Raw genomic sequence first — 26704 nt, forward strand, 5'->3', positions numbered from 1 at the left:
TCGAGGGAGACCGCTGCTGCCGGGCGCCGCCAGCCTGACGAGGAGGCTTCGCAAGCCTCAAGCCTTTGAAAAGCCGTGATTTTCACCCAGGAGCTTAGTGGTCGGGCGAGCGACTGTCAACGTGCGCCTCGGTGTGTGTCTCGGTGTGGCTCCTGAACGCACCGCTCGACGGCTTGGTCTGGGCGGGGCCGCCGCGCCGTCGTGGCGCTCGAAGCCATCGTGCCGCTTGATCAAGGGCCGTCGCCTGACCGATGCTGCGCCGCATGCGCCTGCTCCCACCCAGCTCGCGGACACCCAGCGCGCGAACACCCAGCGCGCAGCCAAGGGAACAGCGATCGCGCAAGGGCTGCGCTCGTGGCTGACCTCTCCGTCGACCTCGTCGTCGTCGGCGCGGGCCATGCAGGCGTCGAGGCTGCGCTGGCGGCCGCCCGCCTCGGCGCCCACACCGCACTGCTGACGCTCGACCCGCGTGCGCTCTCGCGGATGTCGTGCAACCCGGCGCTCGGCGGCCTGGGCAAGGGTCACCTGATTCGCGAGCTCGACGCGCTGGGCGGCGAGATGGGCCGCGCCGGTGACGCGACGGGGATCCAATTCCGTCGGCTCAACACCCGCAAGGGCGCGGCGGTACGCGGCACGCGCGTGCAATCGGATAAGGCCGCCTTCGCCCGCGCGATGACGCAGCTCGTCCGCGCACAGCCCCGCCTGCACCTGCTCGAGGGCGAGGTCTGTGCGCTGGAAATCGCGCGGCACCGACTGCTCGGCGTCCGGCTGAGCGACGGCCGCCGTTTGGCGTGCCGCGCCGTCGTGCTGACGACCGGCACCTTCCTCGCGGGACTGATGCATTGTGGCGAGCAGCGCCGGGCGGGCGGGCGCGCTCGCGAGGCTGCCGCCCACGGGTTATCCGCCAGCCTGCGCGCGCTCGGCGTGCAGCTCGGCCGACTGAAGACCGGGACGCCCTGTCGCCTCGATCGGCGCACGATCGACTACGGCCGCCTCGAGCGGCAACCGGGCGATCAGCCGGCGCCTCGGCTGTCGAGCTGGAGCGATTGGCGCCGGGGACGCCCGCCGCTGCCGCAGCGCGACTGCCATATCACCTACACCAATGAGCGCACGCACGAGCTGATCCGGCGCAATCTGCAGCGCTCCGCGCTCTTCTCCGGGGCGATCCAGTCGATCGGACCGCGCTACTGCCCGTCCGTCGAGGATAAGATCGTACGCTTCGCCGATCGCCCACGGCACCAGATCTTCGTCGAGCCCGAGGGATGGCGATCGATCCGCGTCTATCCCAACGGCATCTCGACCAGCCTGCCCGCCGAGGTGCAGCAGGAGCTGGTGCATAGCATCGTCGGCTTCGAGCGCGCGCGCATCCTGCGCTTCGGCTATGCCGTCGAGTACGACTACGCCGATCCCCGGCAGCTCGAGGCGAGCCTGCAGCTCCGCGACCTCGAGGGCGTATTCCTCGCCGGGCAGCTCAACGGAACGACGGGCTATGAAGAGGCGGCGGCGCAGGGACTGCTCGCCGGCATCAATGCCGCGCGCTGGCTACGCCAGCAGTCCCCGATCGTGCTGGGGCGCGACCAGGCCTACCTCGGCGTGCTGGTCGACGATCTGGTGACCCGCGGGGTCGGCGGCGAGCCCTATCGGATGTTCACCTCCCGGGCCGAGTACCGCTTGCTGCTCCGCGAGGACAACGCGACCGCACGGTTGACCCCGCTCGGTCGCGAGCTCGGACTGATCGACGACGAACGCTGGGCCCAGTTCTGCAGCCGTCAGGCGCGCGGCGAGGCGCTGCGCGAGACCCTCGCTCGGACCCCGGCGCCGAGTGCCACGGCGCGGGCTGGCGCCACGCTCGAGCGACTGCTACGCCGCCCGGAGGCTTCGCTCGCCGGGTTGCGACGCGAGGGACTGCTCGACGCGCAGGCCCATCCCGAAGATCCCTCGGTCGACGAGGAGACCGAGCTGACGATCAAATACGCGCCCTACATCGCGCGGCAGCACGAGCAGGCCGAGCGCCTGGCACGCCTCGAAGGGCGCCAGCTGCCGCGCGATCTCGACTACGGGCGAATCGCCGGGCTGAGCCACGAGGCGCGCGAGCGGCTGACGCAGCGGCGCCCGCACTCCATCGGTCAGGCAGCGCGGCTGCCCGGCATCACCCCCGCGGCGATCGCGACGCTCGAGATCCATCTGCGCGCGCAAGCGGCCCGCGCCGCCGTCGGCGGCTGACCCGCCGCGCCCGCGCCACGAAGAGGAGGGCGACGATGCCCCAGCATGACAGCGCAGCCGCAGACGCCGCGACAGGGGCGCCCGCGCCCCAGAACCCCGCTGCGAGCCCAGAGGACGCGGTCTCGTTCCTCGACGCGGTCGGCGCGGCTGCGCGCCGGCGCCGCCGCGCGATCACGATCGCCCTGCTGCTGACGCTGGGCGGGCTCTGCTTCTTCCTCGCGCTCCTCTTCGGACTGTCGCGCGGCTTCGATCGGCTGGCCCGTCAGACCTCGGGATCCTTGTCCGGCGCGCTGGCGCCGGCCCCACCGCTGGAGCCTCGGGCACCACCGCCCCCGCCCGCCCCTGCCGGCGCCAGCGGCGCCAACGACCTACCGCCTCCGCCGGGGCTCTGAGCGCGCGACGCCGTGCTAGGTTGAAGCGATGAGCGGTCGATCACCATATGAGCAAGAGGCAGCGCGCCTCGCCGCGCTCCCGCGCGCCGAGCGTTTCGCTAGCCTGCTCAGCTTTCCGCTCGACTTCACCTTCAAGGCAATCGGCCGCGGCCCCGAGTTCTGGCAGGCGGTGCGGACGCTGCTCGACGCGCGTGGGCAGCGCGAGGTGATCCTCGTCGAGCGGCCGAGCGCCAACGGACGCTTCTGCTCGATCACCTTCAACCTTCGCCTCGACGATGCCGACGCCCTCGACGCCTGGTACTGCGCCTTGCAAGCGCTGCCGAACCTGGTCTATCTGCTTTAGGTGCCTCGCCCCGCGCTCATCGTCGCCTTGGTGGCCGCGCAGGCGCTGGGGAGTGCCGCGGCACGCGCTGCCGAGCCGCTCCCTCCCCAGCTCGCGGACGTCACGATCGCCGAGCATCTCGACCGCCAGGTCGATCTCGACACGGCCTTCGTCGACCACCGCGGTCATCGCGTACGGCTGCGCGACTTCGTCAAGCCCGGCCAGCCGCTGCTGCTGACGCTCAACTACTACCGCTGCCCGATGCTCTGCAACCTGCAGCTCAATGCGCTGACCCGGGCGCTGCGCCAGCTCGGCTGGGTGCCGGGCCAGAAGTTCCAGCTCGTGACGATCAGCATCAATCCGCGCGAGGGCTGGCAGCTCGCGCGCGGCAAGCGCGCCTCCTACCTGCGCCTGCTACAGCGGGCCGGCGCCGAGTGGCACTTCCTCGTCGGTCAGCAACCCAGCATCGACCGCGTCGCAGACGCCGTCGGCTTTCGCTACCGGTGGCTGCCGGAGCAGCAGCAGTACGCCCATCCTGCGGCGATCTTTTTCCTCTCGCCGCAGGGACGGGTCGCCCGCTACCTCTACGGGATCGACTACGCCCCACGACCGATCAAGCTCGCGCTAATCGAAGCCGCGGCCGGCCGCGTCGGCTCCACCGTCGACCGGCTGCTGCTGAGCTGCTTCCACTATGACCCCACGACGGGCCGCTACACGCCCTACGCGGTCGGGATCATGCGGCTCGGCGGGGTGGCCACGGCGCTGCTGCTGGGGCTGACGCTGCTGGCGCTTTGGCGGCGCGAAGGGCGCAGCGCGGCAGGCGCAGCCAGGGCGAAAAGCCCGCCCGCGGCTTGACGCTCGGCTCGCAGGCCCTAACTTGCCCGGCGGCGCGGCCCACGGGCGGCACGCATGCCGGTCGCCGGCGCCGCGCAGCGGAGGAAAGCCGATGCGCCTCGATCGCTGGACCCTGAAATCGCGCGACGCGCTGGCGCGGGCCGAGGCGCTGGCCCGCCAGCGCAGCCATCAAGAGGTCGGCAGCCTGCACCTGCTGGCCGCCCTGCTCGAGCAGGAGCAAGGCCTGACGGCGCCGCTGCTGGCCCAGGCCGGCGTCGATCGGGCCACGCTCCAGACCCAGATCGAACAAGCGCTGGGGCGACGCCCCAAGGTCAGTGGTGGCGAGACCTACCTCGGCCAAGAGCTGAAGCGGGTGCTCGAGGCCGCGCAGACGCAAGCGGACCAGCTCAAGGACGACTACCTCTCGATCGAGCACCTGCTGCTCGGTGCGGTCGAGACCAAGGGCTGCGACGCCGGTCGCCTGCTGGCGGGCCTCGGACTCAACGCCGAGACCCTCCGCCGCGCCCTGCTCGAGGTGCGCGGCAACCAGCGCGTCAGCGATCCGGACCCAGAAGGCAAGTACCAAGCGCTGAAGCGCTACGCCACAGACCTCACCGAACTGGCGCGCCGGGGTCGGCTCGACCCGGTGATCGGCCGCGACGAAGAGATCCGCCGCGCGATCCAGGTGCTGTCGCGTCGCACGAAGAACAACCCGGTGCTGATCGGTGAGCCGGGTGTGGGAAAGACGGCGATCGTCGAGGGCATCGCTGCGCGGATTACGGCCGGCGACGTCCCCGACAGCCTGCGCGACAAGCGCGTGATGTCGCTCGATCTCGGGGCGCTGGTGGCAGGCGCCAAGTACCGCGGCGAGTTCGAAGATCGGCTCAAGGCCGTGCTGAACGAGATCCTCGCGGCCGAGGGACGCGTGATGCTCTTCATCGACGAGCTGCATACGCTCGTCGGCGCTGGCGCCGCCGAGGGCGCGCAGGACGCCGCCAATATGCTCAAGCCGGCCCTGGCGCGCGGCGAGCTGCGTTGCATCGGCGCGACGACGCTCGACGAGTACCGCAAGCACATCGAGAAGGACAAGGCCCTCGAGCGTCGCTTCCAGCCCGTCTACGTCGGCGAGCCCAGCGTCGAGGACACGATCGCCATCCTGCGCGGCATCAAGCCCAAGTATGAGGTCCATCACGGCATCCGCATCCAGGACAGCGCGCTCGTCGCCGCGGCGCGGCTGTCGCAGCGCTACGTCAGCGACCGCTTCCTGCCCGACAAGGCGATCGACCTGGTCGACGAGGCAGCCGCCCGCTTGAAGATGGAGATCGAGAGCGTGCCGGCGGCAATCGACGACCTGGCGCGGCAGCTCACCCGGCTCGAGATCGAGGAGCAAGCCCTCAAGCTCGAGCGTGGGGCGGCGGCCGAAGCCCGCGCGACCGAGCTGCAGCCGGAGCTTGCCGCGCTGAAGGAGCGAGTTCAGGCGATGCGCGCGCACTGGCAAGAACAGCGCGCGCTGGTGCAGAAGATCAAGGCCTCCAAGCAGCGCGCCGACGCCCTGCAGACCGAGGTGGAGCAGGCTCAACGCGCGGGCAACCTGCAGCGCGCGGCGGAGCTGACCTACGGCACCCTGCCCCAGCTCTTGAAGGAGGAGCTGGCCCTGCAGGAGCAGCTTCAGCACAGTCAGCATGACGGCGCCTTCCTGCGCGAGGAGGTCACGGAGGAGGACATCGCTCAGGTCGTCGCGCGCTGGACTGGGATACCCGTCGCCAAGATGCTGGAGGGCGACAGCGAGCGCCTGCTGCAGATGGAGCAGCGCCTGCACCAGCGCGTCGTCGGCCAGCACGAGGCGGTGACGCGCGTCGCGCAGGCGATCCGCCTGGCCCGCGCGGGGCTGCAGGACCCGAACCGACCGATCGGTTCGTTTCTCTTCCTCGGCCCAACCGGCGTCGGCAAGACCGAGCTGGCCCGCGCGCTGGCGGAGTTCCTCTTCGACGACGAGCGCAGCCTCGTGCGGATCGACATGAGCGAGTACATGGAGAAGCACACCGTCAGCCGGCTGATCGGTGCCCCTCCGGGCTACGTCGGCTACGAAGAGGGTGGCCAGCTGACGGAGGCCGTGCGCCGGCGCCCCTATAGCGTCGTGCTCCTCGACGAGATCGAGAAGGCACACCGCGACGTCTTCAACGTCCTGCTGCAGCTCCTCGACGACGGGCGGCTGACCGATGGACATGGGCGCACTGTCGACTTCCGCAACACGGTCCTGATCATGACCTCGAATCTCGGCAGCCAACACCTGCTCGAGCTGACGGATCCGGCGGCGATACGGCAACAGATCGATCAGGCCCTGCGAGCGACGCTGCGCCCGGAGTTCCTCAACCGCATCGACGCGGTGCTGATCTTCGAGCGTCTTGACCGCCAGGCGATCCGAGGTATCGTGGACATTCAGCTCACGCGGGTCGCGAACCTCGTCGGCCAGCGGGGACTTCAGCTCGAGCTGACCGAGGAAGCCAAGGACTACCTGGCCGAGGTTGGCTACGATCCATCGTTCGGCGCCAGACCGCTCAAGCGCGCGCTTCAGGAGCACGTGATGGGACCGCTCGCCGAGCAGCTCATCGCTGGCGAGGTGCGCGGCGGTGACCGCGTGGTGGTCGAGCGGGGCGCCGAGGGGTTGCTGGTGCGGGTGGTCGGGCGCCCGGAGCACTGAGGCCAAGCGAGCACGCTGCCGATGAAGTACATCGACTACTACCAGGTGCTCGGCGTCGAACGCAGCGCCTCCGCCGCGGAGCTGCGCAAGGCCTACAAGCGCCTGGCCCGCAAGTACCACCCCGATCTGAACAAGGGCGCCGACGCCGAGGCCAACTTCAAGCGGGTCAATGAGGCCTACGAGGTGCTGAAGGATCCGAAGAAGCGCGAGCGCTACGACACGCTCGGGCCGAACTGGCAGGACGGCAGCCCCTTCGAGCCACCCTCGGGCTGGCGCGGCGCGCCGGGCGGTGGCGGCGTGCGCGTCGACTTCGGCGAGGGTGGCGGCGACTTCTCGGACTTCTTCGAGGTGCTCTTCGGCGGGGCGCGGGCTGGAGCGCGAGGCGGCGCACGGGGCGGGGCGCGGGCTGGAGCGCGCGGAGCGCCGCGCGGCATGCGTTTCGACGACCTCTTCGGTGCCGCGACCGGCCGCGACGGAACGACCGGCGCCGGCGGCGAGTGGTCCGCTCCGGCGGCGAGCCGCGACGTCGAGGCCGAGCTGGTCGTCGAGCTCGAGGACGTGATCGAGGGGCGCAAGCGCAGCTTCGAGATCGACGGACCGGGCGGGCGCCGACGCTATGACGTCACCATCCCCAAGGGGATGCGGGACGGCGAACGCCTGCGCCTCGCCGGCCAGGGTGCGCCTGCTGTGGGCGGGCGCAGTGGCCATCTCCTGCTGACGATTCGCCTGGCGAAGCACCGCCTCTTTCGCGTCGAGGGCGACGATCTCGTGGTCGAGCTTGCCGTCGCCGCCTGGGACGCCGCGCTCGGGGCCAGCCTGGCCGTGCCGACGATCGGGGGCGAAGTCCAGCTCAAGCTCCCAGCGGGCGTGACCTCAGGGCAGCGCCTGCGACTGCGGGGCAAGGGCCTGCCGCGACGCCACGGCGGCCACGGCGATCTGCTGGCGGAGGTGCGCCTGACGGTGCCGAGCCCCTTGAGCACCGAACAACGCGACCTCTTCGAGCGCCTCAAGGGCACGGGCTGAGCAGCGGCGACCGCGCAGCGATAAGAGGCAGGCCGAGCGCGGTTTGCACGGCGGCGGCATCTGGTATCATGCGCCCACTCTCACTGATACGGCGGCGACCGAAATGAGCAAGCAGGACCCCCTGGAGCGACATCCGCGGCCGCAGGGCGCGCCACCACCGCCTCCTCCCCCGGGGGGCGTTCGGGCCGCGCGCGCCGACGAGCCGACGGCCCAGGGGCCAACCACCCAGGTCACGGACGACGACTACGAGGATATCGACCCGATCACCGTTGACAGCGTGACCGGCTCGGGGGGTGACGCGAGGGCGAGCGGCGCCACCACGCCCGGCATTGGAGCGGTCGACCTCGCCGCCCCGGCGGCGCCGCCGCTGGCGCGGCTCGACCCGCCGCAGCTCGACAGCGAACCAGCGACGATCGACTGGGCCGCCGAGAGCGCGTTCCTCGTCGCTGAGGCCCTGGCCGTCGGCAAGGCGCAGCCGGAGCATGCGGCCAGTCTGCACCTCGCGGCTGCCCAGGCCGCCGAGCACGCCGGTGGCACCGTCACCGCCCAGCTCCACGCAGCGCTCGCGCTGGCCCCCGATTGCCCGCACGTGGTCGCCAGGGCGCGCCGCCTGCTGCTGCGGCAAGGCGAGATCGCTGCGGCCACGGACCTCGCCGAGCGCCAGCTCCGGCTCGGCGGCGAACACACCACCCGCATCGACGCGCTGATCGAGGCCGCCTACACCCAGCGACCGACGGCGCGGGCCAGTAGGCAGTCGCTCGAGCTCTTGCGCCAAGCCCTGCGTCTCGACCCAGCCCACGTCCTGGCGCTGACGATGACGGCTGGGCTCGAGATCGAGCTCGCGGACGCCCAGGCAGCCACCACGCTCGAGCGCTTGAGCGAAACCCTGGCGGTGCCGGAAGAGCGCGCCCTCTGCCTCTACGCCGCGGGCACGCTCAACGAGTCCAGGCCAGAGCATCGGGACCAGGCCGAACGTGACTACCTGCGCGCCGTCGAGCTCGACCCCGAGGGGCTGCCGGCGCTGCTGGCGCTGGCTGAGCTGCAGCTACAACACGAGCGGTGGTCGCAGCTCTGCGCGACGATGGAGCGTCTGGCCGAGCTCGCCCTGGACCAGGCAGAGAAGCACCGCTGGCTGCTGCGAGCGGGCGCGCTGCAGCTCGACCGCGGCAGCGACCTCGACGCGGCGGCCCGCAACCTGACCCGAGCTGCGGCGCTGGCCCTCAACGACTCGACGGCGCTGGTGCGGCTGGCCTACGTCCACGAGAACGCCGGCCACCACGCCGAGCTGGTCGCCGTCCTGCGCCAACTGCGCGAGCGCACGCTCGACGCGCAGGGTCGAGCAGCGCTCTCGACGCGCATCGGCTGGCTCTTGCAAACGCGGCTCGGCAACGTGCAGGAGGCCGCCTCGGCCTATCGCCAGGCGCTCGAGGCGCAGCCGGGCCACCTGCCGGCGGTGCAGGCCCTTGGCACGATCTACCGCCAACGGGGCGACTTCGACAGCCTGCTCACCCTGATTCTCCCCGAAACGGAATCGACCGACACCGAGCAACGCCGAGCGCTGCGCTGCATCGAGGCCGCCGGCATCCTCGCCGAACGCCTCGGCCGCGCCGCCGAGGCCGCGACGCTCTACCAGCGCGCGCTCGATCTGCAGCCGGGCCTGCCGCTGGCCTTCTGGCCGCTGCGCCGCTTGCTGCGCCGGCATCAGCGCCACGCCGAGCTCGCCGCGCTGCTTTCACTTCAGCTCCCTTACGTGACCGACGCCAAGCTCAGCCACGACCTGCACCTCGAGCTGGCCCAGCTCCTGGCCGGTCCGCTCCAGGACCCCGAGCAAGCGATCGTGACGCTCAAGCAGGCGCAGGCGCTGGGACAGAGCCGCGCCGCGGCAACGGAGCTGGCGGAGGTCTACCGCGAACAAGGGCACCATGCCGCGCTGGCGCAGCTGCTCTTGAGCGAGGCCGAGAGCGTGGAGGATCGCGACGAGAGCCTGACCCGACGGCTGCAGGCGGCGAGCGTGCTGGAGGAAGAGCTCGGCGAGCATGAACGCGCGCTCAGCATCTATCGTGACGTGCTCCAACGCGATCCGCGCAACAGCGCCGCGTTTCGCGCGATCGGCAGGCTCTACCACCGTCTCGGGCGCTGGAGCGAGCTGGTGGCGCTGCTGGAGCGCGAGCTGACGCTCGGGCAGGACGCGCAACAGGCAGCCCAACTCTGGTGTCGCATCGGCCGCATCCAGGAGGAGCACCTCGGCAACGCCGCCGAGGCGATCGCCTCCTACGTGCGCGCGCTCGGCTGCGTCGCCGACTCGAGCGTCGCGCTGCTCGCCCTCGATCGGCTGGCTCGCGGCGCCGACCGCGTGCCTGACCTCGTCGAGGTCCTGCAACACTACGCAGCCGCGCGCTCGGAGCCGGTCGCGGCCGCCGACGCGCTCTGCCGCGCCGCCGAGCTGGCCGAGCATCGGCTCGGCGATAGCGAGCGTGGCCTGCGGCTCTACGACCAGGCGCTCGAGCGCCTGCCCGACTTCATGCCTGCGCTCTTCGGCCGCTACGGTGTCCAGCTCCGGCGCCAGCAGCTCGAGGATGCGGCGCAGACCCTGGAGCAGCTCGCAGCGCTGCCAGCCAGCGCCAGGGTTCGCACGCAGCTCGACCTCCAGCTCGCGCGCCTCCGGGAGCTCCGGCTCGGCGAGGCCCCCGACCTGACGCGCCACGCCGCCGCGGCCAAGGCTCCCTACGGCGCGCGGCTGCGCGGCGAGCTGCTGCGCGTCTATCGGTCGACCCACCACCCCGCGCTGATGCGGCAGTTGATCGAGATCGGTCAGGCCACGCTCGACCCAGCGCTCGCCGCCGCCTACCTCGCGGAGGCAGCGCAGCAGCTCGAGGCCGCCGGTGCGCTCGAGGAGGCTCAGGCAGCCGCCGGACAAGCGCTGGCACAGCAACCCAACGAGCGCAGCACGGCCTGGCTGCTCCAGCGCGTACTGCAGCGGCAGGGACGCTGGCGCGAGCTGGCCGGACTGCTTGAGCAGGAGGCAGAGCAGGAGGGCGATCCGGCGATCCGGCTGCACCTGCTCGGGGAGAGCGCGAGCGCCCACCTGCGCGCCCAGCAGGCCGACGACGCCCTGCGCGTCGCGCGGCTCGCGCTGACGCTGAATCCGGCCCACCTGCCAACCCTGCGGCTGATGGCCCACCTCGCCGCGCTGCGTGGTGATTGGGCGGAGCGCGCGGCGCTCCACGATCGGCAGGCCGAGCTTTGTGCCGGCATGCCCGCGCGACTTGCCACGAGCCTCCACGCCGCCGCGCTCTGGGAGCTGCGCGTCGGCGACAAGACCAGGGCGCTCAAGAGCCTGCAGCGCGCGCTCAGCGACGATCCCAGCCACGCGGCGGCCTTCGCCGCTGCTGAGCGCCTGCTGCGCGAGGCCGAGGACGTCCAGGGACTTTCGCAGCTCTACAGCCGGCGCATCCGCGCGACCGCAACGCCCAACGAACGAGCGAGCCTGCTGCGCGCCCATGCCTGGCTCTTGCGTGATCACCTCAAGGATCCAACGCGCGCGATTGGCGAGCTGAATGAGCTCTTGGCCCTCGTGCCTACCGACGTCACGGCGCTGGCGGCCCTGGCCGAGCTGCTCGCCACGCAGCAGCGTTGGTCCGACGCCGCGGCGGCGCTGACCGAGCTGGTGCGGCGCAGCGACGACCCCGCCACGCGCCAGCGCGCACGCCTGCAGCTCGCGCAGCTGCGCCTCGACCGCCTGCATGAGCTGCGCGCCGCACGCGACGTGCTGCAACAGGCCTTGAGCGAGGATCCCGGCGACACCGCCACCCAGCAGCTGCTGGTGCGCGTCTGTCTGGTCGAGGGGAGCTGGTCCCAGGCCCGGCAGCTCCTGGATGCGCTCAGCGCCCACGAGGCGGCGACCATCCGCGTCTGGGCCTTCTTGCAGCTCGCCGACGTGGCGCGCATCGGCCTGCGCGACGAGGCGCTGGTGGAGCATGCCGAGCGCGAGGCGCTAGCGGACGCCGCGACCGAGCCGGCGCTCCTGGCCCGGCTGATCACGCACTACCGCGACCGCGAAGAGGCGCAGCGCCTGGTCGCGCTGATGGCGGCGACGATCCCGACGCTCGGCGCGACAGACACCGCTCATACGCTGCGCCGGGCCACCGCAGCCGTGCTCATCGACGATCTGCGCCAACCCGCGCGCGCGCTCGAGCTGCTGCGCGAGACGCTCGCCGCCAGACCGGGGGATGTGCCGACCCAGCTGATCGCCGCGCGCGCGCTCGAGCAGCAAGGGGCGAACGAGGCGGCCGTGCTGGTGTTGCGCCGCGTCCTGCAAACGGAGCCCCGATCGGTCGACGGTTACCGCGGACTGCTGCGGCTGCTGCCCCTCGTCGGGCAGCCGATCGTCGCCGCGGCGGCCGGCGCGGCGCTGGAGCTTCTCGGCGTGATCACGCCCTCCGAGGCCGCGCGACTGCAGGTCTTCACCGAGCAGGGCAGCCCGCTCGGGCTGCTCGACGTGGCCACGCTCCCGCTCGACCGCGCCCTACAGCCGCTCGACGAGGCCCTCGCGGCCGCTGCACCACACCTCGGCGAGCTCTATCAGCCCGGCGAAACGCCCCTGCCCGAGGCGCCACCGAGCGTGAGCTCGGCGGTTCAGCGGGTGGCGCAGGCCCTTGGTCTTGGCACCGTGCAGGTGCTGGTCGGTGGCCAGCTTCCGGCCTGCGGGGTCGTCGGGGCCCCGTTGCGGCTCGTCGTCGGGGCAGCCCTCGCCCGCGAAGCCAATGCCGCGCGTTTTCGCTTCTGGATCGGCCGGGCGCTGGTCGGCGTGGCGAGCGCGGGCGCCCTGGCCGAGCGCCTGAGCAGCGCCGAGCTCAGTGATCTGATCGCCGCCCTGACGGAGGACGATCCGGTCGATCCGCTGGCGCAGCAGCTGCGCAAGCGCGTGCTGCGGGCCCTCCCGCGCCGCGTGCGCAAGAGCCTCGAGTCGATGAGCCTCGGATCGACGCCGCCCTCGACCACCGCACGCTGGCAAAGCGCGCTGCAGGAGCGCGCCGACCGCGTCGGGTTGCTGCTCAGCGGCAGCCCGCAGGTCGCCCTGGCGGCGCTGGCCGAAGCGACCCAGCCCCGGGACAAGTCAGGCTTCGAGGCGCCGCGCCTGCTGGCCCTGCTGCGCTTTTCCGTCAGCGAGGAGTACGCCACGCTGCACCGTGCGCTGTGGACCGCCCGCGCTACCGACACTTGAGCGCCACGCTGGCTGCGCCCTGCGCGCGCAGGCTCGGTTGGCTCGTCCTCGCAGGGCTGGGCGGCCTCGGTCACCTCGGCTGCGCCAGGGTCTCAAGACGCGCAGGCGCTGCGCTCCCGCCCTGCCCTGCGGAGGCCCCAGGACCACCGCTCACGCCCGGGACAGCGCCTCAACACGAGCTGGCGGAGTTCTGGCTCGGGCGCTACCCCGCCGCCCTCGATCAACCCTTGCTCGACGCGGCCGCGCGCGAGGCCCACAACACCCGCGTCGCGGCGCTCAGGGCCAAGGGTCGGCCCGTGGGTCGGTGGGAGGTCCGGCAGCGGCCCGTCGACCGCCGGGCACTAAGGGCTGACCTCGAACGCCGGCTCCAGCGCCTCGAACAGGCGTTTCGCGAGGGGAGCCAGGTCGCCGCAGACGGCTTGGCCCCGCAAGCGCTGCGGCATGAGCTCCGGCGCAGGCTCGACCACTATAAAGCGGTAGACGAGCTGCGCGTCGTGCATCGCAGCACCGCCCTGCGCTGCCTGCCAACCGAAGCGCGAGTCGTCGAAGCCGGCAGTCTCCCCGACTTCGACCTGCTCCAATGCTCGCAGCTCCGCTTCGGCGAAAGCGTGCGCGTGGTGGCCCACGCGGGCCGCTTCGCCCAGGTCTGGTCGAGCTACGCCACCGGCTGGGCCGCCCTCGCGGCGCTCAGCGCGCCGCTGACGTCCGCGCAGGCGGAGCGCTACTTGCGGCCCCAGCGCTCCGCCATCGCGGCGAGCGACAACGTGCCCCTCTGGTCGCAGCCGGCCGGCGGTGCCCTGATCGGTCTGGCGCGACTGGGCCTGCGCCTCGTGCTCGCCGAGGACACGGCGAGCGGCGTGCCGGCCGGAGCGCTCGACGCGACACCAAGGCCGATGCAGGCCGTCACCCTGCCGACCGCAGGCGGCACGGGACTGCGCCGCGGCTGGATCGCGTCGGCGGCGCTGGCGCCGCAACCCAACCCGCTGACGGTACGCTCGCTCTTTCGTCGCGCCTTCGCGCTGCTGCACCAACCCTACGGCTGGGGCGGCACGGACCACCGCCGCGACTGCTCGCGGCTGCTGATGGATCTCTTCGCCAGCTTTGGCCTCGACCTCCCGCGCGCCTCCGCCCAACAGGCGGCGGCAGGTACCGAGCAGCTCGAGGTGGCGGGCTGGGCGGCGGGCAGCAAGGCGAGCGCGATCGTGGGCGCGGCCCGGCGCGGCCTCGTGCTGCTCTACCTCCCCGGCCACGTGATGCTCTATGTCGGGCGCGCCGCCGGGCAGCTCTACGCGCTGCACACGCTCTCTGGCTACCTCGCGCCCTGCCCAGCGGGGGGCGAGACGATGTGGCGAATCAACCGCACCGCCGTCACGACCCTGGCCCTCGGGCGACGCAGCTCCAGGCGCAGCCTGCTCGAGCGCATCACTCGACTGGTGATCTTCGCGCCGGCGCAGTCGCCGCCGGACCCCAGCGCGAACCCGGCGGCGGTCCTTTTGCCGGCACGATCGCCAGCACCCGACGAGCGGCGCGGCGCAAGGGGCCCTCAACGGGGCTCGACTGCCCCTTAGCGCTGCCGACAATCCCCCGAGCGAGGCGTCGCGCCTGAGGCGCATCGAGGCCGTAGAGCGCAGAGAGCGCGCTCGCACGCACCGCCTCGTGGATCGCCTGCTCCCGCATGACGCAGGCCAGCAGCGGCGCAACCTCACTCGCCAAAACAGCCGGCCCCGCCCGCTGCAGCCGGTGGCCGGCCCGCGCGAGCGCCATGATCATCAGCTCGTCGATGGCGCGACGGTCGAGCCACCGGCGCGCGGTGGCCAGGAGCAGACGGCTGGCCTCCACGCACGCGTCGGCCGCACGGAAGCCTGCCGAGCTCGCGACCTCGAGCGGCTCGTCGGCCGCCAGCAGAGCGCGGAGCAGGGGGCAAACTCGGGCGCGCTCCTCCTCGGTCCACGGCCATCCCCCGCTGAAGCCGTTGAGGACCGCCACCCGCAGCGCGAGGTCCTCGCCTGGCGCCAGAGCAGCCTGGAGCCGCGGCAACACCGCCGCGCGTCCATGCGTCCAGAGGGCCCCGTGGAACGCGGCGATCGCCCAGGACAGCCGGCCCACCGCGCTCGGACGGGCGCGGACCTCTGGCGCCGCCGTCGTGCCAGCCGCGCCCCTCGGCACTTCGTCGCTCGGGGCGGCCAGGCGCTCGATGACCTGCTGATCGCTGCCCCTCGCGCCCGCGAGGAGCCCGAGGAGCCGTGCCACTCGCGCACCAAAGGCAGTGGCGCGCGGATGCGCCCGCAACCAGTCGACCAATAAGGCGACCGCAGCCGGCGTTGCCGCCCGCAGCGCCCAATCCCGGCTCTGAGCCAAGGTCTCGAGTCGCGCCAGCGCCACCAAGGGGAGAGCCGGCCCGGCCGCCGACCAGAGGTCCGCATACTCCCCTACGACGCGCGCTGGAGCCGTCCGGCTCTCGAGCGCGGCGAGCTCTACCGCCAGGCTCGGGGGACGACACCCGCCGGGCGACAGCATCCCTGTCGCCAAAGACCGGCAGCTTGCTGCGACGCGTCGTAGCAGCGGCGCCAGCGCCGTGGCGGGCGCTTCCGCGCCGCTCGCATCGCCCCTGCGGGCGGTCGCCTCGGGTCCGACAACGCGACAACCGCTCGCGAGAAGCACGGTCGCCAACGCGGCCGCCAACCAGGCTGGACGACAGCGCCTCGGCTCGTCCTCACTGTCCTCACCCGACGCTCGTCGAGACATCTGCTGCTGCCCCCTGGGCCTTCCCCTGCGCTTTCGCCCCTCAGAAGCGGAGCGCAGACGCCACAAAGGGGAGCCAGCGCCCTCCGCCAACCCCCCTGCCGAATCGGCTTCGTTGCACGGACATACCATCGCGGGTACCCTGAGTCACTCGCTGGTCGACGGCTCGGCTGCGGACCAGACCGACGCCAGCACGGGGGGCTGCTCCTTGATCCCACAGCGCATCGTGCTCGTCGATGACGAGCCGGACATTCGCACGGTCGCCGAGATCGCGCTCAGCGCCGTCGGCGGCTGGGAGGTGCGCCTCGCCGCTTCCGGCGAAGAGGCCCTCAGTCAGCTCGCCCAGGCCGAGGCCGACCTGATCCTGATCGACGTGATGATGCCGGGCATGGATGGCCCCGCGGTCCTCAGCCGCCTGCGCAGCGATCCCCGGTGGGTCAAGCTGCCGGCGATCTTCATGACCGCCAAGGTGCAGCGGCGCGAGGTCGACCAGTACCTAGCTCTCGGGGCCTGCGGCGTGATTCCCAAGCCCTTCGACCCAATGGAGCTGCCGCAACAGATACGAGCGCTGGTCGCGGCGCTCTAGCGCGGTAGGCGTCGACCCCCGGTGCTAGACCAGTGCTTGGCGCGACACGCTCGCCGAGTCTCGGGCCAATAAGCGAGGACACTGACATGGTGCAAGATCGTGCCGCGACCTCACTGTCGACCATGTCGGGAGGCGGCGTGAGATCCGCCGACGGTGGACTTGCCGAGCGCCTCGCTGAGCTGCGCAAGAGCTACGAGTCGCACCTCGGGGAGAAGGTCGACGCCATCGCCCAGGCGCTCGCCGGCGCGCGCGATCGCGGCCTGCTCGACGAGCTGAAGCGAGCCCACCAGCTCGCCCACCGCCTGCACGGCACCGCGGGATCCTACGGCTTCGGCCCCCTTGGCAGCGCCGCCGGCGAGCTCGAGAAGGCCATCGTCGCGCAGCTCCGCGACCCGACCAGCGACCGCCGCTGGTCGACCATCACCACCGCGCTCGCAGAACTCGAGCAGGAGGTGGTGCCCTTCCGCCAGCGACCGGCGCCGGAAGCGACTCCGGCCCTTTCCCCGCGACGCTCCGCCATCACCGGCCCCGAGCTGCCGCGCGTTGCGTCGACCTTGCTCTTGGTCACGCGCGACCAGGCGCTCCGGCTGCAAACCGGCCAGGCCGCCACCCAGGCGCTTACCACCGTCCTGACGGCGAGCGACCCCGATGGCGCGCTGCTCCAGGCCCGTACCCAACCCATCGACGCGGTGTTGCTCGATGTCGACCCGCGCGAGCCCATGGCCACCCTCGATCTGGCGCGTCGGTTGCGGCGCCTGCCGGGGCGGCTCTCCTTGCCGCTGGCCTTCCTCTCGCGGGAGACCTCGCTGCAGGCGCGCGTGGCGGCAGCCCACGCGGGCGCGTGCCTCTTTCTCAGCAGGCCCGCCAGCGACCAGGAGCTGACGACCGCGGTGCGCCAGCTCTGCAACCGCGAAGCCCGCGAGCGCGTGCGCGTGCTGCTGGTGGATGACGACCCGCACTTCCTCGAGGTGCTGCAGACCGTGCTGCGGGCCGAGCGCATCGAGGTGCATACCCTCGACGACGCCCGCCGCGTCGTCGAGGTGCTCGATCACATCGCGCCGGACCTGCTGCTGATCGACCTGATGATGCCGGGGATCAGCGGCTGCGAGATCTGCCGCGTCGTGCGCGCCAACCCCGCCTGGCAGATGCTGCCAGTGATCGTGGTGACCGCCGACGCCAGCCCGGAGCAGCGCATCGCGGCCTTCGAGGCCGGCGCTGACGACTATCTGCCCAAGCCGATCGTCACGCAGGAGCTGCTGGCCCGCCTGCGCCTGCGCCTCGAGCATGCGCGCCTGGTGCGCGAGCGCTCGAGCCGTGACCCGCTGACGGGCGTCTTGGCCCGCCGCGCCTTCGTCGAGGCCTTTGCCGCGCGCCTGGCCGACGCCCAGCGGCGCGGCGACAACCTGGCGCTGGGGCTGATCGACCTCGACCACTTCAAGCGGATCAACGATCGCCACGGCCATCTCGCCGGTGATCGCGTACTCGCCGCCATGGGACGCGCGCTCGACGCTCGGCTACGCGACGCCGACGTCCGTGGGCGCTGGGGTGGCGAGGAGTTCATCGTGGCCCTGCCCGAGGTCGATCTGCCGACAGCCCAGACGATTCTCTGCCGGCTGAAGGACGATCTGGCGTCGGCCACCTTTGTCGATGACGCGGGCGCGGCCTTCGCGGGCGGCTTCAGCGCCGGGATCAGCCTCTTCCCGCAGGATGGGCACAACCTCGACGAGCTGCTCGCGGTGGCCGATCGACGGCTCTACGCAGCAAAGCATGCTGGGCGAAATCGCGTCGATGCCGGGGAGCAAGAGGCGACCAGCGCTGCCGAGTCGCCCTGAAGCCGAATCGTTCTGAGCCCGAGTCGTTCCGAAGCCGAGTCGTCCTGAAGCCGTGGCGCGTCTAGCGCTGAGGGCCTGGCGGCCCAAGGCCCGACGGGCGGCAAGCGCCCCTCAGGCGGCGGCCTGGTAGCGGCGGACCACCTCGGCACAGGCGTTGACGGTGGTCATGTTGGGATACTCGGTCTCGGGAATGGAAATGCTGTAAGTCTGCTCGAGTGACGACAGCAACTCGAGCAGGAGCATGGAGTCCAGCCCGAGGTCCTCAATCAGGTGCTGATCGAGCCCGATCTTCTCCGGGTGATCAAGCTCCCCGATCTCGGCAATCATCGACTGAATGGTGCTCGTGAGCTCCATCTCGGTTCTCCTCGCGTCGCTCCTCGGTGGGATCCGTCGGCGCGGCGTCCTTCGGGGCAGCCCAATCCTCGCGCCGCGCCCGTCAATTACACACTATCTAGCGCGTTGACAAGTGTCGTACGTCACACTCCGCCCTCCGGGCCGCCTGCTGGTGGCGTCCCGCCCAGCCGCCTCTTGGTCCAGCGCCCAACCCACTGCCCCGCCTGACCGAGCTCATGCGCCACGTACCCCACACCGGCGTTGCGCGCGCCGTCGAGCTTCGTCCGCGCCAGCCATAACGCGCGTTGCAGGTCGCTGGAGCTGGTGGCCGCCGACGCGGGCAGCACCTCGAGCATCTTGCCGATCTTGGCCAGCGCCTCGAGCGCATAGCCCATGTCGGCGCGACTGTGCGCCGCCGTGACGTTGCAGCGCAGGCGCGCCGCGCCCTTGGGCACCGCAGGGTAGACGAAGGGCAGCATGATGACCCCGGCGCCGTGAAAGAGGTAGGCGCCGAAGGTCAGCGTCTTCTCCTCGTCGCCGAGCATGATCGGCGTGACATGCGCCTCGCCCTGCCCCGAATCGAAGCCCAGCTCCCGCAGGCCGGCGCGGAAGAAGGCCGCGTTCTCCTCCAGCCGCCGGAAGTAGGAATGATCGCGCTCGATCAGATCGAGCGCCGCCATCGCCGCCTCGACCTGCCCGACCGGCAGGGAGGCCGAGTAGACGAAGGACCGCGCCTGCAGCTTGAGGTAGTCGATCAGCACGCGATCGGCGCAGACGAAGCCGCCGACCGCACCAAACGACTTGGAAAAGGTGCCGACGAGGATATCGATGTCACCGAGCACGCCCTTCAGCTCGCCGACGCCGCGCCCGGTGGGGCCGAGCGTACCGAGACCGTGGGCGTCGTCGACCATCAGCGGGGCGTCGAACTCGCGGCAGACGGCCACCATCTCGTCGAGCGGCGCCATGTCGCCGTCGACGCTGTAGAGGCCCTCGACGACCACCAGCTTCTTCTTATGCTTGGCGCTGCCGAGCACACGTCGCAGCCCGCGGACGCTGTTATGTTTGATGAAGCGAATCTCGAGCTCCGGATGCGTCCCCTTCGCCAGAAACGTGCCGTCGAGGATGCTCGCGTGGCTGAGGTTGTCGAGCACCACGGTGGTCTCGCCGTCGAGGAAGCTGGCCAGCACGCCGACCAAGGCCTGATAGCCAGTGGTGAAGACGGCGCAGGCCTCCTGGCCGAGCCATTGCGCCAAACGCCGCTCCAACGCCTCGTGCCGCACGCTGGTGGCCTGCAGCCGCGAGCTGCCCAGGCTGGTGCCAAAGCGCGCCGTGCCGGCGACCGAGCGCCGAATCAGCGACGGATGCTGCGACAGGCCAAGGTAGTCGTTGGAGGTGAAATTGATGTAACTGCCGCGCCCGATCTTGACGCGCGGCCCGATGTTCTCGAACTGACGAAAGAAGGGGAACGCCTGCTTATCCTTGGCCTGCTGCACCAGCGCCAGGAAGTCGGTCGTCTTGTCATGAAGCCACGACACTGCAACACCTCGGTTCTTCGGCCTTAGGCTCGGCGCAGGACGAGCGCGGAGCAGTTACCGGCATAGCTCACGCTGTTGACGAGCACGGTCTTCGGCGCCAGCCCCGGTCGGGCCCGATTCGACACCGCGAGCTCCAGCTCGCCGCCCTCGAAGCCACAGGTCGCGGAGATCACGCCATCTTGCAAGTCGGCGACGGCCGCCACCGACTGCATCGCCCCGCTCGCCCCGTAGCTCTCGCCCCAGTACGACTTATACGCCACGATCGGCAGCGCAGACGCGCGCGCGCCAAAAACGCGATGGATCGCCGCGGCCTCGCTCCGATCGGCGACGACGGCCCCGTTGCCGGCAGCGGCGACGAAGTCCACCTGCTCCGGTCCAATGGCCGCCGCTCGCAAGGCTTGCGTCATCGCCCGCGCCAGCGTCGACGGATCGTCGGGCTCGAAAAACCCAGTCTGACCGCTGAAGGCCGAGCCTCCCCCCAGCAGCTCGGCGAGCACGGGCACACCGCGCCGCACCGCCCGCTCCCGGCTCTCCAGCACCAGCAGACCCGTGCCCTCACCCGGCAGCGTCCCGTCGCGACGCCCATCGAAGGGTCGGAGCTGCGCGGACGCCGAACAGAAGCCGCCCTGCTGGAGCGCCAGCGCCAGGTGGGTGTTGATCGCCTCGACGCCGCCGGCGATGACGCAGCTCGCACGACCGCAGGCGATCTGATCAGCGGCGAAGAGGATCGCGTCGATCCCCGAGGTAGCGTCGTTGGCCACCGTCGTGCTCGAGTGCGGCAGCTCGAACCAGATATTGGACTGGCTGGCCGCCGCGTTGATCATCATGTTCGGGAAGTCCAGCGCGTTGACGCTCCGAAACCCGCCGCGCTGATAGGTCGTGCTGAAGGCGATCTGACTGCCGTAGCAGCCGAACGCCGTGCCGATCGCCAGCCCCAGCTCCTCGCGTGGGCCGAGCGCCGCGAGCTGCGGGCCGAACTCGAGCTGGAGGCAGCCGATCACGAAGAGACTGGCCCGCCCCTTATTGCGCAGTCCGCGCGCACCGAGCGTCGCCTCGGCGTCGAAGTCCACCAGCTCCCCGCCGACGAGCGGCGGATCGGGCGTGGCGTCGCCAAGCGTGGCCAGCGGCGCCAGCCGTGACTCCCCTCGACGCAGGCCCCGCCGCAACGCCTCGAAGCCGAGTCCGATCGGCGTCAAGGCCGTGACTCCGGTAATCACCACATCGCTTGGCCGCTGCACCGGTCTCTCCTAGGCGCCGACGAAGCGCCGCAGCAGCAGCGTCGCGCAGTTGCCGCCGAAGGCATAGGCGTTGGAAGCGATCAGCTCGGCCTGGAACGCCTGGGCGACGTTGGGCACGTAGTCGAGATCGCAGTCGGGGTCCGGCGTTTCGTAGTTGATCGTCGGCGTCAGCCAGCCGCTCCGCAGCGATTGCACGCAGGCCACGGCCTCGATCGCACTCGCCGCGCTGATCGTATGACCCACCATCGACTTGAGCGAGCTGACCTTCACCCGCGCGGCATGCGCGCCGAGCACCTCCTTGAGGATCCGCGTCTCGACACGATCGTTCTCGCGCGTCCCCGTACCGTGCGCCGAAATATAGTCGAGGTCCGTCGCTGCCACGCCGGAGCGCTCGAGCGCCTGCCGCAGCGCGATCACGCCCCCACGCCCCTCCGGATGCGGAATCGCCACGTTATGGGCATCGCAACCCAGCCCGTAATCGAGCAACTCGGCGAGAACCACGGCGCCGCGCGCCAGCGCATCATCCAGGCGCTCGAGCACCAGCGCGCCCGAGCCCTCGGCCAGAATCATGCCCGCGCGATTGAGGTCGAAGGGTCTGACGCGATCCGGGGCCGTCGCGCGCAGGCGATTGAAGCCGACGAAGGCGATACGCGAGAAGGCGTCACTGCCGCCAGCCAGGAGTACGTCGGCGCGGCCACAGCGCAGCAGATCGGCCGCGTAGCCGATCGCGTAGTTCCCGGCGGCACAGAGCGCCGGAAGGTTGACAATCGTGCCCTGACACTCGAAGGCAGCGGCCACGGCGTGCGCGACGCGGCTGGGCAGGCGCTGTACGAGATCGCGCGGCAGCGCGCCCCAGCCCTCGGCCAGCGTGGCGGCGACCACGTCGTCGAGGCGCGCCGACTCGCCGAAGGATCCAAAGGAGACCGCGCGCCGCTCAGGCGCGAAGTGCGCCAGGCGCCCGCCGCCGAGGCCCGCCTGTTCGACGGCCATCCGCGCCGCCGCGACCGCAAGCTGCTCGCCGCGTCCCGCCACCGCAGCGTGGGCCGCGCTCATGAAGTCGAGCGGCTCGAAATCATCGATCTCACCGCCGACGTGGGTGCGGAGATCGGCGTGCGCAAAGCCGCGGATCTCTCGCATGCCGTTGACGCCGGCCAGCGCGGCCTCCCAAAAGGGCCCGACACCGACGCCGATCGGCGTGCACACCCCCAGACCCGTGATCGCGATTCTCACGGGCGCCACGGGCGCGCGGGTCCCTATCGGCAGGTCGTCGATACTCACGTCCCGGATCCTCCTACGAGCGCCTGCTGGCGAGCCGCTCAGGCGCTGATGCCACCGTCGACGACGAAGACCTGCCCCGTCACGTAGCTGGCCTCGTCGCTCACCAGGAAGGCGACGAGGGGGGCGACCTCCTCGGGCCGGCCGAGCCGGCCGAGCGGCACCAGCGGGATGATTTGCTCACGCTGCTTCGGGGTCAAACCCGCGGTCATCTCCGTATCGATGTAGCCTGGGGCGACCGCGTTCACGCGCACGCCAGCCCGGGCGACCTCCTTCGCCAGCGAGCGCGTGAAGCCGACGACCCCCGCCTTGCTCGCCGCGTAATTGCTCTGGCCCGGCACGCCGATCAGGCCCGAAACCGAGGCCACGTTGACCACCGCGCCCCGCCGCGCCCGCATGAAGCCAGGCACCAGCGCCCGACACACATTGAAGACCCCGCCGAGGTTGACGCCCAACACGTCATCCCAGGCGGCATATTGCATCATGAAGAGCGGCCCGTCGCGGCGTACGCCGGGGCAGTTCACCAGCGCGTCGACGCCGCCGGCGAAGCCCTTGGCCCGCAAGGCGAGGCGCTCGACCTGCGCCCGGTCGGTGACGTCCACCGCTTCGAGCTCGACCTCGACCCCGGTCGCGCAGAGCTCGTCGCGCAGCGCCTCGGCGCGCTCACGCTGGCTGTGATAGGTCAGCAGGAGGTTCGCGCCACTGCCCGCCAGCCGGCGCGCGATGGCCTGTCCGATGCCGCTGCTGGCTCCAGTGACCAGTACACCTCTGCCCCGCAGCGAGCCCATCTTCACCGCCGCCATACGCTCCAACTACATACCACTACATGACGCAGCCACATGACGCAGCTCCTGGCCCCTTCAGCATGCCCTTCGGGCTGCAGGCCATCCCAGCTACGCGCCGTCTGGGCGCCCGCCTGACGCCCGCCCAGCGCCCGCCCAGCGCCCGCCCAGCGATAGCTCCAACCACCCTTCAACGACCGTCCAATCACTATCCAAGCGCCGTCCAATCACTATCTAACTATATGAGATTAAAGCGCTGTTTCCATTTGCCGGCGGTCGGCGGCGAACGTATGCCGGCCCTCCCGCCCTGTCAATGACAAAAGGGCTCCGTCGCTCCGGCGCCAGTGCTCCCAGCCACGGCTAGGGCGTCTTCCCCGGGCAGCGCGGCTGGGGTCGCCTGCGCCGGCCTGCAGCGCCGCCCGCTCCAAACAGCTTTGAGGCGCCCGCGCGCCCGTGCTACGGGTCCGCAGGCGCCGGATCAACGGCAGGGAGACCGCAACCATGTATGGCTACCAGGGCAAGAAGGCATTCATCACCGGCGGATCGAGCGGCATCGGCAAGGCCGTCGCACGCCTGTTGACCGAAGCGGGGGCGGACGTCGTGATCGGCGCCCGTCGAGCGGAGCTGCTCGACCAAACGCTGGACGAGCTGCGCCCAAGGCAGCGCGGGCGCGTGCTCGACCGCGTGGTTCTCGACGTCGGGGACCGCGGCTCAGTGGCCAACGCGGCGCCTCAGGTGCTGCGGCAGCTCGGCGGCCTCGACCTGCTGATCAACAACGCCGGCATCGCCCATCCGGGCTACGTCGAAGCGATCGACGACGAGGTCTTCGACGCGATGATGCGCGTCAACTACTTCGGCACGGTCTACACGACGCGCGCCTTCCTGCCGCACTTCGTGGCGCAGCGCTCGGGGCATATCTGCAACGTCTCCTCGGTGCTCGGCTTCCTCGGCATCTTCGGGTACACGGCCTATGCCGCAAGCAAGTTCGCCGTCTGCGGCTTCTCCGATTGCCTGCGCCAGGAGCTATTGGCGCACGGCGTGGGCCTCTCGGTGGTCTTTCCCCCCGACACCAACACACCGCAGCTCCTCGAGGAGAACAAGATCAAGCCGCCCGAGACGCGCGCGATCGCAGGGAATGTGCGCGCGATGGAGCCGACGCAGGTGGCCCAGGAAATGCTCTCCGGCATCGCCCGGGGCACCTACCACATTGTTCCGGGTTGGGGAGGGAAGCTGACCTACGTGGCTCAGCGCTTTGCGCCGCAGCTCGTGCGCTTCGTCATCGACAGGGAGCTGAAGCGGGCTCAGCGAGCGCGCGACTAGCGCGACTAGAAATCCATATCCATATCGCCCATACCACCCATACCACCCATACCACCCATGCCGCCCATGCCGCCCATGCCGCCCATGCCGCCCATGCCGCCCATGCCGCCCATGCCGCCCATGCCGCCGCCGCCATGATCGTGGCCATGGTGGCCCGCCTTCTTCTCCTGCGGCTTCTCCGTCACGAGCGCCTCGGTCATCAGCAGCAGACCGGCGACACTCGCAGCGTTCTGCAGCGCCGTCCGCACGACCTTGGTCGGGTCGATCACCCCAGCCTTCGGTAGGTCCTCATAGGTCTCGGTGGCGGCGTTGTAGCCGAACGAGCTGCTCTTGCTGGCCCGCACCCGCTCCACGACGACTGAGCCCTCGAGCCCAGCGTTCGCGGCGATCTGGCGTAGCGGCTCCTCGAGCGCCCGAGCGACGATCTGCACACCCACCCGCTGATCCTCGGAGAGCTTCAGCTCGGCCAGGCAGGCCTGGGCGCGCAGCAGGGCGATCCCGCCTCCGGGCACGATCCCCTCCGCCACGGCGGCGCGCGTCGCGTGCATGGCATCCTCGACGCGGGCCTTCTTCTCCTTCATCTCGATCTCCGTCGCCGCGCCGACGCGGATGACGGCCACGCCTCCGACCAGCTTGGCCAGGCGCTCCGCCAGCTTATCTCGGTCGTAGTCCGAGGTGCTCTCCTCGACCTGGCGCCGGATCTGCTCGCAGCGCGATTGGATCTCCTTCTTCGCCCCGGCGCCATCGATGATCGTCGTGTCGTCCTTGTCGATCGTCACGCGCTTGGCGCGGCCGAGATCCTGCAGCGTCAGGCCATCGAGCTTGATCCCAAGCTCTTCAGTGATCGCCCTGCCGCCGGTGAGGATCGCGATATCATTCAGAAGTTCCTTGCGCCGATCGCCGAAGCCGGGCGCCTTTACCGCCGCGACCTTCAGCGTTCCGCGCAGGCGATTGACGACCAGCGTGGCCAGCGCCTCGCCGTCGACGTCCTCGGCCATCACCAGCAAGGGACGGCCCGCGCGCGCCACCTGCTCGAGCAGCGGCACGAGATCCTTCATCGTCGAGATCTTCTTCTCGACGATCAAAATGTAGGGATCCTGGAGCACGCACTCCATCCGGTCGGCGTCGGTGACGAAATAGGGCGAGAGGTAGCCGCGGTCGAACTTCATCCCCTCGACAACCTCGAGCGTCGTCTCCATCGCCTGCGCCTGCTCGACGCTGATGACCCCCTCTTTGCCGACCTTCTCCATCGCCTCGGCGATGAGATCGCCGATGACCTGGTCGCCGTTGGCGCTGACGGTACCGACCTGGGCAATCTCTGCCTTGCCCTTGGTTGGCTTCGATATCTCGCGCAAGTAAGCCACCACGCGCGTCACGGCGGCGTCGACACCACGCTTGAGATCAATGGGGTTGGCGCCGGAGGAGACCTGCTTGAGGCCCTCGCGCGCGATCGCCTGGGCCAAGACCGTGGCGGTCGTCGTTCCGTCCCCCGCCATATCGGAGGTCTTCGACGAAACCTCACGCACCATCTGGGCGCCCATGTTCAACGCCTTGTCGCCCAGCTCGATCTCCTTGGCTACGGTGACCCCATCCTTGGTCACGGTAGGCGCGCCCCAGGACTTATCGAGCGCCACATTGCGGCCTCGCGGGCCGAGCGTCACCTTGACGGCGTCCGCGAGCATGTTGACGCCCTTCAGCATCTGCCGCCGGGCCTCTTCACTGAATACGATCACCTTCGCTGACATGATTTCTTCTCCCTTGGCGCGCCGGCGGTCCCCGGCGCCCGCACGCGGGCACGCTCTTCTCGAAGCGCGTTCCTGGCCACTAGCGATGGGCTACTGGCCGATGGGCTACTGGCCGATGGGCTACTGGCCGATGGGCTACTGGCCGATGGGCTACTGGCCGATGGGTTACTGGACGACGGCGACGACCTCGTCCTCGCGCAGGATCAGGTGCTCCTCGCCGCCAAGCTTGACCTCGGTGCCGCCGTAGCGGTTGAAAAGGACGCGATCGCCCTTCTTGACGTCGAGCGGCCGAACGCCGCCGTCCTTGAGCGCCTTGCCCGCACCCACGGCCACGATCACGCCTTCCACCGGCTTTTCCTTCGCGCTATCCGGGATGATGATCCCGCCCTTGGTGCGGCCCTCTTCGGCTACGCGCTTGATCAGGACTCGGTCGTGTAGGGGTCGAATCGCCATCGGTCATCCTCCCAGTGCGCTGGCTGCCAGCGGTTGTCAAAGCTTCGGGGCGGCCGGCCGGCCGCATCCCGAGCCGGAAACTAAACATCTCCTGGCCGCTGTCAAGGGGAAGCGCCACGAATCAGCGAGCGGCGACGGGCGCCT

At 70.7% G+C, this 26704-nt stretch carries 18 protein-coding genes; 11 read left to right on the plus strand and 7 right to left on the minus strand.

Going from position 1 to position 26704, the window contains the following annotated elements; translation table 11 throughout:
• Nucleotides 1-354 precede the first annotated feature (354 nt).
• The 10 genes from mnmG to IPL40_09825 all read left to right on the plus strand — a co-directional run bounded on the left by mnmG (nucleotide 355) and on the right by IPL40_09825 (nucleotide 17879).
• Nucleotides 355-2223 (plus strand): tRNA uridine-5-carboxymethylaminomethyl(34) synthesis enzyme MnmG, encoded by a 1869-nt coding sequence (gene mnmG / locus IPL40_09780; protein ID MBK8481448.1) that lies wholly within the window; start codon nucleotides 355-357, stop codon nucleotides 2221-2223.
• A 35-nt stretch (nucleotides 2224-2258) separates the two neighbouring features.
• On the plus strand, nucleotides 2259-2615 hold the full coding sequence (locus IPL40_09785) for a hypothetical protein (GenBank protein MBK8481449.1): 357 nt from the start codon (nucleotides 2259-2261) through the stop codon (nucleotides 2613-2615).
• A 28-nt stretch (nucleotides 2616-2643) separates the two neighbouring features.
• On the plus strand, nucleotides 2644-2958 hold the full coding sequence (locus tag IPL40_09790; protein MBK8481450.1) for a DUF493 domain-containing protein: 315 nt from the start codon (nucleotides 2644-2646) through the stop codon (nucleotides 2956-2958).
• Nucleotides 2959-3792 (plus strand): SCO family protein, encoded by an 834-nt coding sequence (locus tag IPL40_09795; protein MBK8481451.1) that lies wholly within the window; start codon nucleotides 2959-2961, stop codon nucleotides 3790-3792.
• Between the two features lie 91 nt (nucleotides 3793-3883).
• Nucleotides 3884-6472, plus strand: a complete 2589-nt coding sequence (clpB, locus tag IPL40_09800) for an ATP-dependent chaperone ClpB (protein ID MBK8481452.1) — start codon at nucleotides 3884-3886, stop codon at nucleotides 6470-6472.
• A gap of 15 nt (nucleotides 6473-6487) precedes the next feature.
• Nucleotides 6488-7495 carry a DnaJ domain-containing protein gene (locus IPL40_09805; GenBank protein ID MBK8481453.1) on the plus strand — a complete coding sequence of 336 codons (1008 nt, stop codon included), beginning with the start codon at nucleotides 6488-6490 and terminating at the stop codon, nucleotides 7493-7495.
• A gap of 103 nt (nucleotides 7496-7598) precedes the next feature.
• The gene (locus IPL40_09810) at nucleotides 7599-12719 is read left to right on the plus strand and encodes a tetratricopeptide repeat protein (protein ID MBK8481454.1); all 5121 of its coding nucleotides are present in this window, start codon (nucleotides 7599-7601) and stop codon (nucleotides 12717-12719) included.
• Nucleotides 12716-14287 (plus strand): C40 family peptidase, encoded by a 1572-nt coding sequence (locus IPL40_09815; GenBank protein MBK8481455.1) that lies wholly within the window; start codon nucleotides 12716-12718, stop codon nucleotides 14285-14287. Before IPL40_09810 ends, IPL40_09815 begins: the two co-directional genes overlap by 4 nt.
• A 1397-nt stretch (nucleotides 14288-15684) precedes the next feature.
• Nucleotides 15685-16047 carry a response regulator gene (locus IPL40_09820; protein MBK8481456.1) on the plus strand — a complete coding sequence of 121 codons (363 nt, stop codon included), beginning with the start codon at nucleotides 15685-15687 and terminating at the stop codon, nucleotides 16045-16047.
• A 137-nt stretch (nucleotides 16048-16184) separates the two neighbouring features.
• Nucleotides 16185-17879 carry a diguanylate cyclase gene (locus IPL40_09825; GenBank protein MBK8481457.1) on the plus strand — a complete coding sequence of 565 codons (1695 nt, stop codon included), beginning with the start codon at nucleotides 16185-16187 and terminating at the stop codon, nucleotides 17877-17879.
• A gap of 111 nt (nucleotides 17880-17990) precedes the next feature.
• Here the strand turns inward: IPL40_09825 and IPL40_09830 are convergent, their stop codons facing one another.
• The 5 genes from IPL40_09830 to fabG all read right to left on the minus strand — a co-directional run bounded on the left by IPL40_09830 (nucleotide 17991) and on the right by fabG (nucleotide 23048).
• The gene (locus tag IPL40_09830) at nucleotides 17991-18233 is read right to left on the minus strand and encodes an acyl carrier protein (protein MBK8481458.1); all 243 of its coding nucleotides are present in this window, start codon (nucleotides 18231-18233) and stop codon (nucleotides 17991-17993) included.
• Nucleotides 18234-18355: 122 nt separating this feature from the next.
• Nucleotides 18356-19747, minus strand: a complete 1392-nt coding sequence (locus IPL40_09835; GenBank protein MBK8481459.1) for an aminotransferase class I/II-fold pyridoxal phosphate-dependent enzyme — start codon at nucleotides 19745-19747, stop codon at nucleotides 18356-18358.
• 23 nt (nucleotides 19748-19770) lie between these two features.
• Entirely contained in the window at nucleotides 19771-20985 is a 1215-nt protein-coding gene (locus IPL40_09840) for a hypothetical protein (GenBank protein ID MBK8481460.1), read from the minus strand.
• 9 nt (nucleotides 20986-20994) lie between these two features.
• Complete coding sequence (locus tag IPL40_09845) at nucleotides 20995-22263, minus strand: beta-ketoacyl-[acyl-carrier-protein] synthase family protein (protein ID MBK8481461.1); 1269 nt, start codon at nucleotides 22261-22263, stop codon at nucleotides 20995-20997.
• Between the two features lie 38 nt (nucleotides 22264-22301).
• Nucleotides 22302-23048: a 3-oxoacyl-ACP reductase FabG gene (fabG, locus tag IPL40_09850; GenBank protein ID MBK8481462.1), complete on the minus strand. Its 747-nt coding sequence runs from the start codon at nucleotides 23046-23048 to the stop codon at nucleotides 22302-22304.
• Between the two features lie 495 nt (nucleotides 23049-23543).
• Between fabG and IPL40_09855 the strand changes: the two genes are divergently transcribed.
• The gene (locus tag IPL40_09855; protein ID MBK8481463.1) at nucleotides 23544-24362 is read left to right on the plus strand and encodes an SDR family oxidoreductase; all 819 of its coding nucleotides are present in this window, start codon (nucleotides 23544-23546) and stop codon (nucleotides 24360-24362) included.
• 5 nt (nucleotides 24363-24367) lie between these two features.
• On the opposite strand, the gene groL is transcribed toward IPL40_09855, so the two are convergent.
• Both groL and IPL40_09865 read right to left on the minus strand, forming a co-directional pair.
• Nucleotides 24368-26107: a chaperonin GroEL gene (groL, locus tag IPL40_09860; GenBank protein MBK8481464.1), complete on the minus strand. Its 1740-nt coding sequence runs from the start codon at nucleotides 26105-26107 to the stop codon at nucleotides 24368-24370.
• 165 nt (nucleotides 26108-26272) lie between these two features.
• Complete coding sequence (locus tag IPL40_09865; GenBank protein ID MBK8481465.1) at nucleotides 26273-26560, minus strand: co-chaperone GroES; 288 nt, start codon at nucleotides 26558-26560, stop codon at nucleotides 26273-26275.
• Between the last annotated feature and the right edge of the window lie 144 nt (nucleotides 26561-26704).

The sequence above is a fragment of the Pseudomonadota bacterium genome (assembly GCA_016711215.1).
Classification (GTDB): Bacteria; Myxococcota_A; Polyangia.

What these genes read in the sequence shown, in the direction of transcription:
- IPL40_09830 (MBK8481458.1), bottom strand. Translation starts at nt 18,233, where the DNA reads ATGGAGCTCACGAGCACCATTCAGTCGATGATTGCCGAGATCGGGGAG.
- IPL40_09785 (MBK8481449.1), top strand. Translation starts at nt 2,259, where the DNA reads ATGCCCCAGCATGACAGCGCAGCCGCAGACGCCGCGACAGGGGCGCCC.
- IPL40_09810 (MBK8481454.1), top strand. Translation starts at nt 7,599, where the DNA reads ATGAGCAAGCAGGACCCCCTGGAGCGACATCCGCGGCCGCAGGGCGCG.
- IPL40_09865 (MBK8481465.1), bottom strand. Translation starts at nt 26,560, where the DNA reads ATGGCGATTCGACCCCTACACGACCGAGTCCTGATCAAGCGCGTAGCC.
- groL (MBK8481464.1), bottom strand. Translation starts at nt 26,107, where the DNA reads ATGTCAGCGAAGGTGATCGTATTCAGTGAAGAGGCCCGGCGGCAGATG.
- clpB (MBK8481452.1), top strand. Translation starts at nt 3,884, where the DNA reads ATGCGCCTCGATCGCTGGACCCTGAAATCGCGCGACGCGCTGGCGCGG.
- fabG (MBK8481462.1), bottom strand. Translation starts at nt 23,048, where the DNA reads ATGGGCTCGCTGCGGGGCAGAGGTGTACTGGTCACTGGAGCCAGCAGC.
- IPL40_09855 (MBK8481463.1), top strand. Translation starts at nt 23,544, where the DNA reads ATGTATGGCTACCAGGGCAAGAAGGCATTCATCACCGGCGGATCGAGC.
- IPL40_09790 (MBK8481450.1), top strand. Translation starts at nt 2,644, where the DNA reads ATGAGCGGTCGATCACCATATGAGCAAGAGGCAGCGCGCCTCGCCGCG.